The sequence below is a fragment of the Mordavella massiliensis genome, assembly GCF_016901695.1.
Lineage (GTDB): Bacteria > Bacillota > Clostridia > Lachnospirales > Lachnospiraceae > Claveliimonas > Claveliimonas massiliensis_A.
The window spans coordinates 75,020-92,335 of the sequence record NZ_JACJKS010000011.1 but is presented as its reverse complement, the minus strand read 5'-3'; the positions used below and the strand labels follow the sequence as shown (position 1 = coordinate 92,335).

Sequence of the window (17,316 nt, the reverse complement as noted above, 5' to 3'; positions counted from 1 at the left end):
AAATCAGGAGAATGTCCACAAACAAAAGGATTTTCTCCTGATTTTTCCATAAACGGAGCGAGGGCGCCGCTCAATCATCTAACTTGATGATTTTGCGACACCCTCTTTTTCTATGATCCTTTTTTCTTATATTTCTGGAACACCTTCTCAAACAGCACCAGCGTGCAGTACACGACGACGGTCGGGCCGAAGAGGATGACCAGCAGCCGGGTTGCGAGGAAGCGGATGAAGAGGAATCCGGCGATCCCGTAGAACACGGCTGCGATCAGGGTGACGGGCGCGTACATGAAGGCGAAGATGAACGCGTTGAAGGTGATCTCCGTCAGCTTCCCCGAGAAGTTGACCATGACAGGATAGACCCACATCAGCACGAGCACCAGCGTCAGGAACGCGATCCCGGCTATGATCATAAGGACGCGCCCTGACGGCATGTCCGAGTAGTTCAGCATGTAGCAGGCCATGGCGAAGGCTGTGCCGAGCACAGCGGAAAAGAGCCAGACGACCGTGCCCTTCTTCCAGTAGAGCTTCCAGCCTGCCCTGAAATTCCTGGCGGTGTGGATGTCGCCGTTCATCAGGCACGCCGCGCTGTGGTGCTGGGCGGCTGTGGCGGCCCCCACCGTCACGAGGGGGATGCAGCACGCAAGCCACAGCAGGTTCAGCAGGGTGAGACGGCTCAGGATGGTCGCGGTCTTCATGAAACCGCCTTCGTAATCAAAAAGCTTCATCATTCGTCCTCCCATATGTGATGAAATTATCATACACTAAACGAAAAATTTGCGCAAGACAGAGAATTCACTGTTAATTAAAAAATTAACAAAAAAGTAACCAAAAAAACAGGATTTTTGTGCAATCTGATGGCCATATTTTTGTGAAAAATTACAAATGTAAGACGTATTGACAAAAGTAGAGTTAACGAGTACAATAAATTCAAACGTGATGTGCGGAATATTCTGAATACTCACGGCAGGTAAACGGGAGTCCGGAAATTTTGCACGGAGAGGAAAATTATTGAAAAAGGGAGGCAAGAAAGAATGAAGAAAAGACTTATCAGTGCTCTTCTGTGTACAGCCATGGTAGCGTCCATGCTGGCAGGATGCGGCGGCAGGACCGTAAGCGGCGACGCATCAGAGGAAGAAGAATACGAAGCCGGCAGTGCCGAAGATTTCGACTGGAAGAACTATGAAGGCACGACGCTGAACGTTATGTTCAACGAGCATAACTACTCCAAGGCAGTTATCGAGAAGATCCCCGAGTTCGAGGAGCTGACAGGTATCACTGTAGAGTACTCCTCAACACCGGAGTCAAACTACTTTGACAAGCTGAACACGTCACTGAGCAGCCGTTCCGGTACGCCGGATGTGTACATGACAGGTGCATATCAGGTTTGGGAGTACGCTCCCGCCGGATACATGGAGCCGCTTGACAACTACATCAACGACCCTGCAAAGACGTCCCCGGATTACGACTTTGACGATTTCATTCCCGCCGTTGTAGACGGACTGAAATGGGATACGGTTCCCGGACACAAAGTAGGCGAGGGTTCACAGTGGGCGCTGCCGATGGGCTGGGAGCTCAACTGTCTGGCTTACAACAAGAACATATTTGCAGACAAAGGGCTTGAAGTTCCCACAACGACAGACGAACTCCTTGAGACAGCTACCGCTCTGAACGAGTTCGCAGGATCCGGCTCCTACGGTATCGCCGTACGCGGCACACGTGAGTGGGCTACCATCCATCCGGGATACATGTCCCTGTTCTCCACATGGGGAGCGCAGGACTTCGCGATCGAGGACGGCAAGCTTGTATGCAAGCTCGATTCTGAGGAAGCCATCGCCATGACAGATTACTGGGTAAACCTGATCAAGGCAGCAGGTCCTCCGCAGTGGACAAACTACACATGGTACGAGGCAAGTGCTGACCTTGGCGCAGGAAAAGCCGCTATGCTTTTCGACGCGACAAGTGCAGGATACTTCCAGAACTTCGAGGGCGCTTCTCAGGAGTCCGGCAACCTTGCATGGTCCACGATTCCTCTTCCGGAAGGAAAGACAGAGGCCGATATGAAGGCAAACATCTGGATCTGGTCACTGGCTATGAACGCAGACTCCAAGAATAAGGACGCTGCATGGTTCTTCATCCAGTACTTCACAAGTCCGGAATACATGCTCTGGTCCGGTACAGAGGGAGCCAGCCCGGATACCCCGCGTACATCTGTAATGGAGAGCGACGAGTACAAAGAGATCGTTGGTTCCGCAGAGAACTATCTGGAGTCCATCGCAGCTCTGACAGAGAACGCATCCATCCAGTTCACACCGCAGCCGTACTTCTTCGAGTGTACGACCACATGGGCCGAGACACTGCAGGATCTGGTGACGAGCGACAAGTACTCGTCCACCGAGGAGGCAATGCAGACCCTGAAGGGAGAGCTGGACAAGATCGTATCTGATCTGGAGATATCGGAATAACAAAAAGCCATACATTGCCCTGAACGACATACAAGTCGGTATCTTCTTAAAAAGGGTTAGAGTCAAGGAGGGGTTACCTGACCCTCCTTGGCTCTTTTTAAAAAGAACGGATTTTAACCCGTAGGCAATGTCTGCTTTGAAAAACATGAATGGAGGAACCAGAATGAAAGAGCAGAAAAAGAACAGCGCTGCGGTAAGTGAGCTGAACGTGCTGCCGTTTAAGACGAGAGCTCTTCCCTACTTTATCGTGGCCCCTGCGCTGATCATTACGATCGGTATCATGATACCGTTCATAATGGCCATCTATTATTCGTTGACAAACTATTCTTTCAGAATGCCCACATACAGTTTTGTAGGCCTCAAGAACTGGATCGAGATCCTCTCATCTTCCGAGTTCTGGAAGGCTGTGTGGGTAACGCTGAGATACGCGTTCTTCAGCACTGTGATCGAGATGGGACTTGGAATGGGCATCGCGATCCTGCTGAACAACCTGAACAACAAGTTCTCCAAGATCATGCGCGTTGCGCTCATCTTCCCGCTTATGGTGGCGCCTGTTACGGCGACGATCGTATGGCAGCTGATGCTGAACAACTCCGTAGGTATCCTGGAGAAATTCCTGAACATCTTCGGCGTGTACAATTTCCCGTGGGCGGCGAGCCCGTCGACGGCGATGATGACAGCAGTCATGATCGATGTCTGGGTCAATACATCCTTCTGTATGCTGCTTGTGCTGGCAGGTCTGCAGTCCCTTCCGAAATCCCCGTTTGAGTCTGCCAAGATCGACGGCGGAAGCGTACTGTTCAACTTCTGGAACCTGACGCTGCCCATGCTCAAGCCCAGCCTTTACATCGCTCTCCTGTTCCGTCTCATGGCGGCCCTGCAGGAATACGCCATCATCTTCGCACTGACAAAAGGCGGCCCGGGAGACACGCTCATGAACCTGTCGCTGACAGCATACCAGAATGGTTTCCAGTTCCAGAAGTTCGGATATGCGCTGCCGTATATCCTGGTGCTCTGGGTATTCATCAACATCGTCGCGAAGCAGATCGTAAAGAGACAGCGCGCGGCCCAGAGGCAGGCTTCCGGTCTGGAGGAATAAAGTGCGGTGACAAAACCGGTAAAATAATGTTACAGAAAGGATGTTAAGCATGAATACAGCTTCAAAGAGACTTGGACGCATCGTCCAAAACGGACTGTTGATCATATATGCGATATTTGCTCTGTTCCCGCTGGTCTGGATGCTGATCCTGTCCATCAAGTCGGATGCCGAGATGTACACGACGACATTCGTATTCAGCCCGACGCTGGAAAACTACAAGGCGGTACTGCTTGAGTCGGATTACCTGCAGTACATGCTGGACAGCCTGATCGTGGCTGGCGGCGCCGTTATCGTATCGGTGGTGGCCGGCGTTCCGGCGGCATATGCGCTCGCAAGATATAACTTTAAGAAAAAGGAAGATATTGCTTTCCAGATACTCTCGTTCAAATTCGCACCTGAGATCCTGGTTGTGCTCCCGCTGTTCATGATCTACCAGATGCTGGGGATCTACGACTCCTACTTCGGACTGATCTGGGTGTATCAGCTGATCTCCATGCCGCTGCTGATCTGGGTTGTGCGGGGATACTTCGAGGATATCTCCGTGGAGATCGAGTACGCGGCGCAGGTGGACGGGTACAACTGGTATCAGATCTTCTTTAAGAACCTGATTCCGCTCATTAAACCGGGACTTGTATCCGCCGCGCTCCTTGCGTTCATCTTTGCATGGAACTGCTTCACATTCCCGCTGATGCTGGGCGGTACCAACGTACAGCCGATCACTGTTGCTATTACGAAGTTCCTTGGAACGGACAGTGCGCATTACGGACAGCTTGCGGTTGCCGCTACGATTTCTGCGCTGCCGGCGATCATATTCGCCCTGTGTATCCAGAAACACCTTGTGCGCGGCCTCAGCTTTGGTGCAGTAAAGGGATAGGAGTGAGAATATGGCAAGAATACAATTGGAAAATGTTACAAAGAGATTTGGGAAGGTCACAGCGCTGGACGGCATTTCTCTGGACATAAAGGACAAGGAATTTTTCGTACTGTTCGGGCCTGCAGGCGCGGGCAAGACGACGATCCTCAACTGCATCGCAGGCATACAGCTCCCGGAGGAGGGTGTTGTAAAGTTTGACGGCGAAGTGGTGAACCTGGTCGACGCCGCCCACCGGGATACGGCGATGGTATTTGAGAACTACGCGCTGTACCCGCAGATGACCGTGTATGACAATATGGCTTCTCCCCTGCGGAGCAAGCTCTACAAGAAGGATGAAGAGTACATCAAGAACAAGGTGCAGGAAGTTGCCGAGATGATGAAGATGGAAAATCTTCTGGAGCGTCTTCCCAGCCAGCTCTCCAACGGACAGAAACAGCGTGTCGCCATGGGCCGCGCCCTTGTCCGCTCCCCGAGAGTGTATCTGATGGATGAGCCTCTGGCCCACCTGGACGCCAAGCTCCGGAACTCCATGCGTACCGAGCTGAAAGCCATCCAGGCGAATTTCGGTACCACCAGTATCTACGTGACCCACGACTTTATGGAGGCCATGTCCCTGGGCGACCGGATCGCCATCGTGAACAAGGGAAAGATCGTGCAGATCGGCACGAGCGACGAGATCTACTACATGCCCTGCAATGAGTTCGTGGCACAGCTCATGGGCGACCCGGAGATCAACATCGTCGGCGGCAAGCTGAAAAAAGAGGGATCCGGCTACTTCTTCACACTGAACGATGTGGCAGAGCGGACCTATCAGCTCCCGGAGGATCAGGATCTGTTCCGGGCGCTGGACGAGGCGGGGCTTGAGGATATCGAGCTCGGCATCCGGCCGCAGAACGTGAAATACTCTTTTGAGCCGAAGGACGACTACACGAAGTGTACCGTGTACAGCTATGAGAGTATCGGAAACAAATCCGTTATTGTCGCAGAGATCGGCAATCTGCAGCTGCGCATGATCGCTCCCAACGGCCTGACCGTAAAGATCGATCAGGATATCTACGTGAAGCTCGAGCTGGATCACGCGATCTTTTTCAACTTGGAGACGAAAGAGTATGTGAGCAGGTACAACGAAGCGGCAGTGAAGGCTCTCGCGGCGGAACAGGAGGGATAGGAGTATGGCAGGTTTAACCATAAAACATCTTTACAAGCGTTATGATAACAATGGCAAAAAGAAAAAAGGTGCCAAGTTGAATGACTACGCTGTACAGGATCTCAACCTTGAATGCGGGCAGGGAGAGTTCATCGCGCTGCTCGGACCTTCCGGCTGCGGCAAGACGACGACGCTGCGCATGACAGCAGGTCTGGAGACCATCACAAAAGGTGAGATCTACATAGGGGACACGCTGGTGAACAACCTTCACCCGAAGGACAGGCATATCGGCCTCGCGTTTGAGGATTACGCCATGTACCCGCCCCTGACAGTGTATGACAATATCGCTTTCAACCTGAAGGCGAAGGGCGTGGACAAGGCGGAGATCGACAAGCGCGTCCGCGAGATCGCGCCCCTGATGCAGTGCGACGACCTTTTGGACAAAATGCCGGTGAAGCTGTCCGGCGGCCAGAAGCAGCGCGTCAACATCGCCCGCGCCATCATCCGGCGTCCGGAGCTGCTTCTGATGGACGAGCCTTTGTCCCATCTGGACGGCAAAGCCCGCCAGGCGATGCGCACGGAGATCAAGCGGCTGATCAACGATATCAAATGTACAACCGTATATGTGACGCATGACCAGCTGGAGGCCATGTCCCTGGCTGACAAGATCGCCATCATCAACTTCGGCGTGCTCCAGCAGTTCGGAACGCCGGCTGAAGTGTACGACGATCCGGTCAATGAGTTCGTGGCTTCCTTCATCGGCGAGCCGCCCATGAACATCCTGGAGACGACGATCGTCGGCGACGGGGATCACTTCCTCTTCACATTCGAGGGCAGCGACCTGCAGATCAAGGTGCCGGAGCGGTACAACAACGTAGTCAGCAACGGGTTCAGGTGCAAGATGGGCGTGCGTCCCATGGACGTGCTGATCGGCGGGCCCGATTCCCACGGCACACCGGAGAAGGTGGCGACCTTCGAGAACCTGGGAGACGAGAGGAGGATCGGCGTCCGCGTGGGCGAAACGCTCCTGATGCTGATCACCGACGACGAGACAAGATATAAAGCGGGAGACGTCATCAAGCTCGAGGTGCGCGGAGAGAAGACGCATCTGTTTGATATCGAGACAGGAAACCGTATCCGCGAGTAAGCGGGAAAAAAATATAAAGAGCAGGAGGGAAATGAAGTATGAGCAACTTACCGGAAAAAATGAAAGCGATCGTGGCGTATGCACCTGGCGACTACCGTTTTGAGATGGTAGACACACCCAGAGCGGGCGAGGGGGAGATGATCCTGAAGGTGGAGGCCTGCGGTATCTGCGCGGGAGACACAAAGGCTTTCGCGGGCGCAGCCAGCTTCTGGGGATTCGACGGCCAGCCCAAGTACATCAAGGAGCCGATGATCCCGGGGCACGAGTTCGTCGGAAAAATTGTGGAGATCGGCCCGAATGTAAAAGGCGGCTGGAAGATCGGCGACCGGATCTGCCCGGAGCAGATCGTTCCCTGCGGAGAGTGTATGTTCTGCCAGACAGGGCGCTACTGGATGTGCGAGAAGCACGACCTGTACGGCTTCCAGAACAATGTAAACGGCGGTATGGCAGAGTACGTGAAGGTGACGAAGGAGTCCGTTCCGTACTGCCACAGGGTTCCGGACGACCTGCCCATTGAGAAGGCGGCCCTCATCGAGCCCTACGGCTGCTCCTTCCACTGCGTGCGCCGCGCGCAGGTGAGCAACACGGACGTGGTGGTACAGTCCGGCGTAGGCACGCTGGGACTTGGCATGGTGGGCGCGCTGAAGCAGGCGAACCCGAAGCTTCTCATCGTGCTTGACATGAACGACGCGCGCCTGGCAAAGGCGAAAGAGTTCTGGGGCGACGGGGACAACATCCTCACCATGAACCCGGGCAAGGAAGACGTTGTGGCAAAGATCAAAGAGCTGACAGGCGGCTACGGATGCGACATCTACATCGAGGCCAGCGGCCATCCCTCCAGCGTACAGCAGGGGCTGGACTGCATCCGCAAGATGGGCAGATTCGTGGAGTTCTCCGTATTCGGCGCACCTGTAACGGTGGACTGGAGCATCATCTCCGACCGGAAAGAGCTGGATCTTCTGGGCGTACACTTAAGCCCCTACTGCTTCGATACAGTCATCGACTGGATCTACAGCGGCAAGCTTCCCACGGACGGCGTTGTGACGAACAAATTCCCGCTGGAGAAATGGGAAGAGGGATTCCACATCGCGAAGACCGGAGAGAACGGCGCGCTGAAAGTGGTGCTCGTACCTGATATGGAGTAAGCCGGATAAGGAGGAGAAAGATTTATGCAGCGTATATTGAACAACCCGGACAACATAGTAGATGAGATGCTCAAAGGATTCCTGAAAGCACATTCCGATATCGTAGAGGCGACGGACAACGGCCGCGTCGTGAAGGCGAAGGACATCCCGGAGGGGAAGGTAGGCGTGGTGACCGGAGGCGGCTCCGGACACAAGCCGGCGTTCATCGGCTATGTGGGGAAAAACATGTGTGACGCTGCGGCCGTGGGGGAGATCTGTTCCTCCCCCACAGCAGCGGCATTCTTAGACGCCTGCAAAGTGGCGGACCAGGGCAAAGGCGTGGCCTGCCTGTACGGCAACTACTCGGGCGACAACATGAACGTGAAGATGGCGGTGAAGATGGCGAAGAAGGCCGGGATCACCGTGAAGACGGTGGTGGCCAACGATGACGTGGCGTCCGCGCCGAAGGATCAGAGAGAGAAGCGCCGCGGCGTGGCCGGCGAGGTGCTGATGTGGAAGGTGGGCGGCGCGAAGGCTGCCAAGGGCGGCGACCTGGACGAGGTCATCGCGGCGGCCCAGAAGGCCATCGACAACACGAGGTCCGTAGGCATCGGCCTCACCCCGTGCACCCTCCCCGCTGTGGGCCATCCGAACTTTGAGATCAAGGAAGGCACCATGGAAGTGGGCATCGGCCATCACGGCGAGCCGGGCATCGAGGTGTGCCCGCTGGAGAGCGCCAACCAGATGGCGAAGCGGATGGTGGACATCGTTGTGCCGGATTACCCCTTCGTGGAGGGGGACGAGGTAGTTGTCCTCGTGTCCGGACTGGGAGCCACACCGATCATGGAGCTGTATGTACTCTACGATGAGATCGACAGGCTCCTCACAGAAAAAGGCATCAAGACCCACAAGGCATATGTGGGCAACTATTTCACATCTCTGGATATGATGGGCGCTACGCTGACAGTCATGAAGCTGGACGATGAGCTGAAGGAACTGATCGACATGCCGGCATATTCCATGGGTCTGAAGCAGGTATAGGAGGCGTAAGACATATGGGCACATTTAAAAACGAAGCGGGGAAACCCATCCTGATGCGCATGGTGAAAGGCATCCAGGAGAACAAGGCGTATCTGGGCGATGTGGACGGCCTGATCGGAGACGGCGACCACGGCATGAACATGAACAAGGGCTTTTCTGTATTTGAGGAGCGGTTTAAAGACGAGGATATCTCTTTTACAGAGGGGCTTGATGAGCTTGGTATGATCCTTCTCAATGAGATCGGCGGATCCATGGGACCGATCTACGGCACGATCTTTATGGATATGGCGGAGGCGGGCGAGGATCTGGATGAGATCTCCGCCGCGGATCTGGCCGACATGCTGGAGGCTGGACTGAACGGCCTGTACGGCATCGTGGACGCCCGGGTGGGCGACAAGACGCTGGTAGACACACTGGCGCCGTCCGTGGACGTCCTGAAGAAAGCCGGGGAGACCGGGCAGGACTTTAAGGAAGCGCTGGAGGAGATGAAGGCGGCGGCGCTGGCAGGGCGCGACTCCACCAAAGACATGGTGGCGAAGTACGGGCGCTCAAGCCGGCTCGGCGAGCGCTCGCGCGGCGTGCTCGACGCGGGGGCGACTTCCTGCTGCATTATCCTGACAGCCATGGCGGACGGGATCATCGATCTGTTATAAGTTGAACGAGGGGGAGACGGCATACCTATGTCCGTCTCCCTTTTTGTACTGGCGACGAGCCAAAGTCCGGGCTTGCCCGAGACCTTGGCGACCGCCTACAATCCCGGAATGTGCCTTTTGGCACTTCCGGTGATTCTACGGATCATTGTTGTGAAAAACGGGAAAAGACATTGACAAAACACAGTAAAATGCTATACTGAAATTACAAATGTAAATTTTAATTACAATTGTAAATAACGGAGGACGCGCATGAGAGAGGATGTATATATCAAGATCGCCTACTGGTACTACACGCTGGGAATGACGCAGGATGAGATCGCAAAACGCCTCTCCTTTACAAGGCAGAGAGTGAACCAGATCATCAATTCCCTGGTGGAGCTGGGGATCGTGAACATCACGATCCAGGGATATGAGCGCGACAACATCGAGCTGGAGTGCCAGCTCATCGACAGATTCGGACTGAAGCAGACCGTGATCGCCAGCGATTACGGCGAGAGAAAGACGGTTATGTACAAGGTCGCCAACGTGGCGGCGCAGTATCTGAACGATACCATCCGCCAGGGGGATATCATAGGGGTATCCTGGGGGCGGACCCTGTCGGAGGTGGTGGACCAGATGGTCTATCACAAGCGGAGCGACTGCCGGGTCGTCCAGCTGATGGGGGCGCAGAACATTGAGCAGAAAGTGGAGAAATCCGACGAGATCGCGCGGAACCTGGCCAACAAGCTGGACTGCTCCAGCTACATGCTGTATGCGCCTGTCGTGGTGGAGCACGAGATGACCAAGCAGATGCTCCTCAGGGAGCGGAGCATCCGGGCTTCCTTTGAGATGATGAACCGGTGCAACATCGCGGTGATCGGCGTCGGCGAGCTGACGGAGACCGCGACCATGTGCACGCGGGGCCACATCACGAAGGAGGATATCCGGATCCTGCGGGACGCGGGCTTTGTGGGGGACCTTGCCATGAACCCGATCCGGGAGGACGGCTCCTGGAACGACTGCCCGCTGACAGACCGGCTGCTCAACGCCAGCATGGAATGCCTGCGGAATATAGACAACGTCATCCTGGTGGCCTGCGGGGACGCCAAAGTGGGGGCGATCCGGGCCGCTCTTAAGACAGGGTGCATCGATATACTGATCACGGATGAGACGACAGGGAGAAAAGTCCTGTGTGAAGATACAGAAGATTGAAGAATGGAGGGAGAAGCATGGACTATATTCTTGGAATCGATGTCGGGACATCCAATGTAAAAGCCGTTCTGTTTGACGAGAACGGCGCGGAAGTCCGGGTGGCCAGCCGGGAAGCGGAGACCATCAACGACGGGGGAAACCGGGAGGAGCAGGATATGTTCCTCGTCTGGGAGAAGGTGAAGGCGTGCGTGCGGGAGCTGGCGTCGTCCAGATCCGTGGACGGCGGCAGCATCCGGGGGATCGGCGTGACCGGCCAGGGCGAGGGCTGCTGGCTCATCGACAGGGAGGGCAACCCGGTGCAGAACGCCATCCTCTGGTGCGACGGACGGGCGGTGCCGGAGGTGCGCAGGATCACGGGGGAGCACCCGGAGGTGGGGCAGCTCTACCACACGACCACCGGGACGCCGCCTCTTCTGGGCAACCAGATGATCCTGCTGCGGTGGATGAAGACCAACCGCAAGGAGGTGCTGGACAGGGCGGACAAGCTGATCTTCTGCAAGGACTGGGTCCGCTACAAGATGACGGGCGTGCTGGGCACGGAGATCACAGACAGCTTTACATCCCTTGTGGATGCGCAGACGGGCAGGATCGCGGATGAGCTGATGCGGGCCATGGATATCTATGAGTACCGCAGCTACCTGCCGGATCCCGTGAGTTCGGATACGGTGACGGGCGTCACCACGGAGGCCTTTGCCCGGGAGACCGGACTGCCTGCGGGGATCCCCGTGATCGCGGGGGCCCTCGACACATCCGCCACGGCTGTGGGGCTCGGGGCGATCCACGAGAAGGACGCCTGCGTGATCCTGGGGACGACCTGCGCCAGCGAGATCGTCATGAAGAAGGAAGACTGCCGCTTCGGGGCGGAGAACACCCGCTACGAGAAGCACCCCATCACCGAGCTCTACGTGGAGCTGCAGCCCACCTTAAACGGTACGCCGAACATCGACTGGATGCTGGAGAATATCGCGAAGACAAAAGATTTCAACGAGATCGACCGGATCGTGGACAGCGTCCCGGTGGGATGCGGCGGCGTTGTCTATCACCCCTACATCAGCGTGGCGGGGGAGCGGGCGCCCTTCTATCATCCCTACGCCAGGGCCAGCTTCTTCGGCATCAGCCAGGTGACGACAAGGGACCAGCTGATCCGGGCTGTCTACGAGGGCATCAGCCTCTCCATCCGGGACTGCCTGCAGAACATAGACAAAGACGCAAAGATCTACCTGGCGGGCGGGGGAGCAAAGAGCCCCGTCTGGGCCCAGATGATCGCGGACGTCATGGGAAAGACCGTGATGATCCCGGAGGGCAAGGAGCTCGGCGCCAAGGGCGTGGCCATCATAGCGGGCGTGAAGCTTGGCATGTACAGCTCCTACGAGGAGGCTGTGGCGAAGGCCTGCACCTTCCGGCGGACGTACGAGCCGAACCTGCAGCGGACCAAGAAGTACGACCTGCTCTACGAGCTGTTCCGGCAGGTGCGGCTGCACAACCAGCAGATCTGGGACTACCGTCACCAGATGAACAAGAAAATTCAGGCAATCAGCGAGGAGGAATAAAGCCATGAAGATTTTTTTCACAGCAGAGTACAATGAAGAGGAACTGAAGCCCTTATACGAGATGGGCGAGGTGATCAAGGACGGCTGGGCGCTGGGGCTCCCGAAGATGGACGAGGAGGAGCTGGCGGAAAAAGTCAGGGACGTGGACATGATCATCACCAGCTATGACGACATCACAAGGAAGGTGATCGAGAGTGCGCCGAACCTGAAGCTGATCGCCTGCACGCGGGCCACGCCGGTCAACGTGGACATGGCGGCCGCAAAGGAGAGGGGCATCCCGGTCCTGTATACGCCGGGCAGAAACTCGGACTCCACCGCGGAGATGACCATCGGCCTGATGCTCTCCATCGCCAGGAAGATCCCCATGGCGTACAGGGCCCTGAAAGAGGGGAAATACACCGGCAATCCGGACGCCCACAAGGAGACGAAGGCGGGCCTTAAGGCGGACGTGATCTGGGATATGAAGATGGACGCCCCCTACATGGTGTTCAAGGGGACGCAGCTCAAGGGCAAGAGCCTGGGCATCCTGGGCTACGGAAGCATCGGGAAGCGCGTGGGGCGGATCGCCCGGGCATTCGGCATGCAGCTCCTCATCTACGATCCCTACCAGGGCGAGGTGGATATCGAGGAGATCGGCATCCGCAAGGTGAACACACTGGCGGAGTTGATGCGGGAGTCTGACTTTGTCACCTGCCATATGAAAGTGACGCCGGAGACAAAGGGCATCGTGAGCCGGGAGATGATCGCGCTGATGAAGCCGACGGCCTACTTCATCAACGCGTCCAGGGGCGCGATCCTGGACGAGGAGGCCCTCATCGACGCCCTGCGGGAGAAGCGGATCGCGGGCGCTGCCTTTGACGTGTACGCCAGCGAGCCAATCGCCAGCAACCATCCCTATGTCACGGAGCTGGACAACGTGGTGATCACGCCCCACATCGCGGGCGCCACGGACGACGTTCTGGTGAACCACACAAAGCAGATCGTGGCGGATGTCCGGAGATTTTTAAACGGCGAACATCTGCTGTACCAGTACAGATATTAAAAGAAAAGGAAAGAAAAGGAGGAAAAAATCATGAACAGAGACAAGGTGAAAGTGGCGCAGATCGAGGTGTGCGAGACAGCGAAAAAGATGTCCAGCAGCGGGCTGGTGGCCGGGACGTGGGGAAACATCTCCGCCCGCGTGGACGACGAGTACATGGTGATCACGCCCTCCGGCATGGATTACAACAAGCTGTTCCCGGAGGATATGGTCGTTGTCAACATGAAGACATTTGAATATGAGGGCAGGCTGAAACCCTCTGTGGAAGTGCCGGTGCATGCGGCTGTCTATCTGGACCGCCCCGCGGTGAACGGCATCGTGCACACCCATTCCACCTACGCCCTGACCATGGCGACAGCCAGGAAGCCCATCCCCCCGATCTGCGACGACCAGGTGCAGATCCTGGGCGGCGACGTCCGGGTGGCGGACTACACGATGCCCGGCTCCAAAGAGATGGCGGAGTCTGTTGTGAAGGCGCTGCAGGACAGGGACGGAGCCCTGATCGCCAACCACGGCGCCATCACGGTGGGGCGCACCCTGGCGGAGGCGTTCACCGGATCCCAGGTCCTGGAGAAGACGGCGCTGATCTACATCAACACCCAGAGCATCGGCGGACCGGTGGAGATCTCCCGGGAGGATGTGGAGTTCTTCCATGATTTCTTTATGACCAAGTACGGACAGAAGTAAGACGGAGCGGCTTTTTGCGGGAAAAGGAGTGTGCAAAGCATGAAGACACTGATCACTGCCAGATTTGACAGAAACTATACAGATCTCCTGGAGACGATCACCACAGACTATGAATTCGCCGGCTACGGCGTGACGGGCGAGAAGATGCCCGTACCCCGGATGAAGGAGAAGATCAAAGGCGTAGAGCTTCTGATCTCCGAGTTCGAGGACATTAACAGGGAGGTCATCGAGGCGGCGGACTGCCTGAAGATCATTGTGTGCTGCAGGAACGAGGCCTTTGCCAGTGTGGACATTGAAGCGGCGACAGAGAAGGGGATCCCTGTTCTGCGGGCCGGGGGAAGGAACGCCATCGCGGTGGCGGAGCACACCATCGCCCTGCTCATGTGCGTGTCCAAAAATATCAGCCTTACGGACCATCTCTTGAAGTACACGGACCAGCTGACGAATGTGCAGTACAATGACAATGGCGGAAAGCGCGCGGAGACCATGTCCGAGTGGTCCATGGATCCCACGGCTCCCTTTGCCCTCTACGGAGGGGGGCCGGAGATGTACGGAAAGACCTTTGGGCAGATCGGCTTTGGCATGATCGGACGGGAAGTGGCAAAGCGGGCCCGGGGGCTGGATATGGAGCTCCTTGTCTATGATCCCTACGTGTCCCAGGAGCAGATGGACTATCTGGGGGCGAAAAAGACGGATCTGGATGCCCTCATGAAGACGGCGGATTTCATCAGCATCAACTGCAATGTGGTGCCGGAGACGGTGGGGCTCATCAGCCGGGAGAAGATCGCCCTCATGAAGCCGACGGCATACCTTGTCAACACGGCCCGGGCGAAGATCCTGGACTACGATGCGCTCTATGACGCCCTGGCGGAGAAAAGGATCGCAGGGGCGGGGCTGGACGTATATCCGGTGGAGCCCATCCCGGCGGGGGACAAGATCCTCTCCTTAAGGAACATCGTGCTGACGCCCCATCTGGCCGGGTCTGCCCGGGATATCGTGGGGCACCAGACCGACATTGTCCTGACGGATGTGAAGAAGATCCTGGCAGGAGAGCAGCCGAGATTTATCTGTAACCCTGAGGTGCTTGCACAGAAATAGGAGGGATGGACTGTGAACTACTCGATCGGAATTGATATCGGGACGACAACCGTGAAGTGCATTCTGTTCGGGGAAGGGCCGAAGGTGGTCGCGGAGGCGGGGAAGGAGTACGGCACGCTCCTTCCCGAGCCCTCCTGGGCCCAGCAGAACCCGGACGACTGGTGGCAGGCGGTGGTGGAGTCCGTGCGTGTGATCCTGGCCAAGAGCTGGGTCGACCCGAAGGACATCAAGGTCATCTCCGTCAGCAGCCAGGCGCCCGCCGTCCTCCCTGTCACGAGGGAGGGCAGGCCCCTCCACGACGCGCTGATCTGGATGGACAGGCGCAGCGTGGAAGAGCTTGCGCTCATCCGGGAAAAAGTAGGGGAAAAGCGCGTCTTTGAGATCACCGGCAACCGGCTGGACACCTACTTCACCCTGACGGAGCTCATGTGGCTTCTGCGCAACCGGCCCGCGCTGATGGAGAAGTGCTACAAAGTCCTGCAGGTGAACGGCTATGTCAATTACAGGCTGACAGGAGAGTTTACCATCGACGACACCCACGCCTCCCTCACCCAGATCTACGACGTGCACCGGGGCTGCTGGAGCAGGGAGCTCCTCGACGCCATCGGCGCGGACGCCTCCCTCATGCCGGAGGTCTATGACTGCATGGAGCCCATCGGCCATGTCTCAAAGGAGGCGGCAGCCGTGACAGGCCTCTCCACAGACACGGTGGTCCTCGCCGGCGCGGTGGACGCCACGGCGTCGGGCCTTGAGATGGGGGTGTACGCGGACGGGCGGGTGGCTGAGATGACGGGCACCAGTTCCGTGGTGCTCATCGGCTTTGAGGAGCTGGTGACGCGGGAAGAGCTCTCCTACCTGAAAGGGCGGGCAAAGAACAGCACGCTTCTCTACGGCGCCATGAATTCCGCCGGGGGATCCCTGCGGTGGTTCCGGGACGCCCTGTACGGCGGGGAGACGATGAAGCGGGACGCCTACCCGAGGATGAACCGGGAGATTGAACAGAAGGCCAAGCGCCCGACAGGGATCATTTTCCTCCCCTATATGTCCGGGGAGCGCGCGCCCATCTGGGATCCGGACGCCAGGGGGACGTTCATAGGACTGAACCTGAACACGTCCCGGGCCGAGATGATCCGCGCCATCATGGAGGGGGCCTGCTACGCGCTGCAGGACAACCTGGACCAGGCGCTGAAGCTGGGGCTGGACATCCGGGACCTCGTCTGCTGCGGCGGGTGCAGCAGGAGCGATATCTGGCTGAAGATCAAGGCGTCCGTGATCGATAAGGAGATCCGGATCCCGGAGGTCAACCTGGGCGCCCCCGGCGGGCTGGCCTGCATGAACGCGGCGTACATGGGCGAGTACAGGACGCCGGAGGAGGCGTCCGCCGCCACATTCAGGATCAAGAAAACCGTGGAGCCTGTGCGGGAGTGGGTGCCCATGTACAGGGAACTGTACCAGGTATACCTGGAGTCCTACCAGGCGCTGAAAGACCAGTTCCGGGCACTGGCGCGGATACGGTGACAGAAGAGAGGATGGCTATGAGCACAGAGACAAAAAAACTTCTGATATTCGATATGGACGGCGTTGTCCTGGACAGCGAGCCGCTGCACGAGAACGCCAGGCAAAGGATGTTCCGGGAACTGGGCATCACGCCGGACGACAGGCTGCCGGCCCCTGTCGGAAAGTCCGCCAGCGGCTTCTGGCGGAACGTGCTGGAGATCTGCGGCATGGAGGGGGATCCGTACGGGCTGGAGAGGCGGCAGTATGCGCTGGTGGCGCAGCAGATAGAGGAGCACCATCTACGCCCGTCGGACGGATTTGAAGAGGTCGTGCAGGAGGCGAAGAGGGCGGGGATGAAGATCGCGCTCGCCTCCTCGTCCACGAGGGTCCTGGTCGACGACGCGCTGCGTCTTCTGGGGGTGCGGGACTATTTTGACGTGACCGTATCCGGGGATGAGATCGCCAGGAAAAAGCCGGCGCCGGACGTGTACCTCCGGGTGCTTGAACTCACGGGCACAGCGGCGCGCGACGCCCTGGCGGTGGAGGACTCCCAGGCCGGCGTGGCGTCGGCACAGGAGGCGGGTATCTACTGCTACGGGTACAGCAACCCGACCTCCGGCGAGCAGGATATCTCCGCGGCGGACCGGGTCATCTTAAGCCTCAGGCAGATCGAGATCTGACGCGGGAAAGCCGCCCTGCCTTTTCCC

The 17,316-nt window shown here is 57.4% G+C and carries 16 protein-coding genes; 15 read left to right on the top strand and 1 reads right to left on the bottom strand.

Annotated elements, in window-relative coordinates; all coding sequences use genetic code 11:
* Positions 1-110: 110 nt before the first annotated feature.
* Positions 111-725, bottom strand: coding sequence for a DUF624 domain-containing protein (locus H6A20_RS09040; protein ID WP_204906793.1), 615 nt, complete (start codon positions 723-725; stop codon positions 111-113).
* Positions 726-1,031: 306 nt separating this feature from the next.
* Here H6A20_RS09040 and H6A20_RS09035 point away from each other — a divergent pair, with 306 nt between their 5' ends.
* The 15 genes from H6A20_RS09035 to H6A20_RS08965 all read left to right on the top strand — a co-directional run bounded on the left by H6A20_RS09035 (position 1,032) and on the right by H6A20_RS08965 (position 17,289).
* Positions 1,032-2,462, top strand: a complete 1,431-nt coding sequence (locus H6A20_RS09035) for an ABC transporter substrate-binding protein (protein WP_204906792.1) — start codon at positions 1,032-1,034, stop codon at positions 2,460-2,462.
* A gap of 163 nt (positions 2,463-2,625) precedes the next feature.
* The gene (locus H6A20_RS09030; protein WP_204906791.1) at positions 2,626-3,561 is read left to right on the top strand and encodes a carbohydrate ABC transporter permease; all 936 of its coding nucleotides are present in this window, start codon (positions 2,626-2,628) and stop codon (positions 3,559-3,561) included.
* A 49-nt stretch (positions 3,562-3,610) separates the two neighbouring features.
* The gene (locus H6A20_RS09025) at positions 3,611-4,435 is read left to right on the top strand and encodes a carbohydrate ABC transporter permease (RefSeq protein WP_243426188.1); all 825 of its coding nucleotides are present in this window, start codon (positions 3,611-3,613) and stop codon (positions 4,433-4,435) included.
* Between the two features lie 10 nt (positions 4,436-4,445).
* Complete coding sequence (locus tag H6A20_RS09020) at positions 4,446-5,603, top strand: ABC transporter ATP-binding protein (RefSeq protein WP_204906789.1); 1,158 nt, start codon at positions 4,446-4,448, stop codon at positions 5,601-5,603.
* Positions 5,604-5,607: 4 nt separating this feature from the next.
* On the top strand, positions 5,608-6,729 hold the full coding sequence (locus H6A20_RS09015; RefSeq protein WP_204906788.1) for an ABC transporter ATP-binding protein: 1,122 nt from the start codon (positions 5,608-5,610) through the stop codon (positions 6,727-6,729).
* A 38-nt stretch (positions 6,730-6,767) separates the two neighbouring features.
* Positions 6,768-7,874: an alcohol dehydrogenase catalytic domain-containing protein gene (locus H6A20_RS09010; RefSeq protein WP_204906787.1), complete on the top strand. Its 1,107-nt coding sequence runs from the start codon at positions 6,768-6,770 to the stop codon at positions 7,872-7,874.
* A gap of 24 nt (positions 7,875-7,898) precedes the next feature.
* Positions 7,899-8,894, top strand: coding sequence for a dihydroxyacetone kinase subunit DhaK (locus H6A20_RS09005; RefSeq protein ID WP_204906786.1), 996 nt, complete (start codon positions 7,899-7,901; stop codon positions 8,892-8,894).
* Between the two features lie 14 nt (positions 8,895-8,908).
* Complete coding sequence (gene dhaL, locus H6A20_RS09000; RefSeq protein ID WP_204906785.1) at positions 8,909-9,547, top strand: dihydroxyacetone kinase subunit DhaL; 639 nt, start codon at positions 8,909-8,911, stop codon at positions 9,545-9,547.
* A 249-nt stretch (positions 9,548-9,796) separates the two neighbouring features.
* Complete coding sequence (locus tag H6A20_RS08995) at positions 9,797-10,738, top strand: sugar-binding transcriptional regulator (RefSeq protein ID WP_204906784.1); 942 nt, start codon at positions 9,797-9,799, stop codon at positions 10,736-10,738.
* Positions 10,739-10,755: 17 nt separating this feature from the next.
* On the top strand, positions 10,756-12,288 hold the full coding sequence (locus tag H6A20_RS08990; protein ID WP_204906783.1) for an FGGY-family carbohydrate kinase: 1,533 nt from the start codon (positions 10,756-10,758) through the stop codon (positions 12,286-12,288).
* Positions 12,289-12,292: 4 nt separating this feature from the next.
* Positions 12,293-13,330 carry a 2-hydroxyacid dehydrogenase gene (locus H6A20_RS08985; protein WP_204906782.1) on the top strand — a complete coding sequence of 346 codons (1,038 nt, stop codon included), beginning with the start codon at positions 12,293-12,295 and terminating at the stop codon, positions 13,328-13,330.
* Positions 13,331-13,360: 30 nt separating this feature from the next.
* A complete protein-coding gene (locus H6A20_RS08980) occupies positions 13,361-14,014 on the top strand; it encodes a class II aldolase/adducin family protein (protein ID WP_204906781.1) in 654 nt (217 codons plus the stop codon).
* A 39-nt stretch (positions 14,015-14,053) separates the two neighbouring features.
* Positions 14,054-15,112 (top strand): 2-hydroxyacid dehydrogenase, encoded by a 1,059-nt coding sequence (locus tag H6A20_RS08975; RefSeq protein WP_204906780.1) that lies wholly within the window; start codon positions 14,054-14,056, stop codon positions 15,110-15,112.
* A 12-nt stretch (positions 15,113-15,124) separates the two neighbouring features.
* On the top strand, positions 15,125-16,630 hold the full coding sequence (locus H6A20_RS13905) for an FGGY family carbohydrate kinase (RefSeq protein ID WP_204906779.1): 1,506 nt from the start codon (positions 15,125-15,127) through the stop codon (positions 16,628-16,630).
* A gap of 17 nt (positions 16,631-16,647) precedes the next feature.
* Positions 16,648-17,289, top strand: coding sequence for an HAD family hydrolase (locus H6A20_RS08965; RefSeq protein ID WP_204906778.1), 642 nt, complete (start codon positions 16,648-16,650; stop codon positions 17,287-17,289).
* The last annotated feature ends 27 nt before the right edge of the window (positions 17,290-17,316 follow it).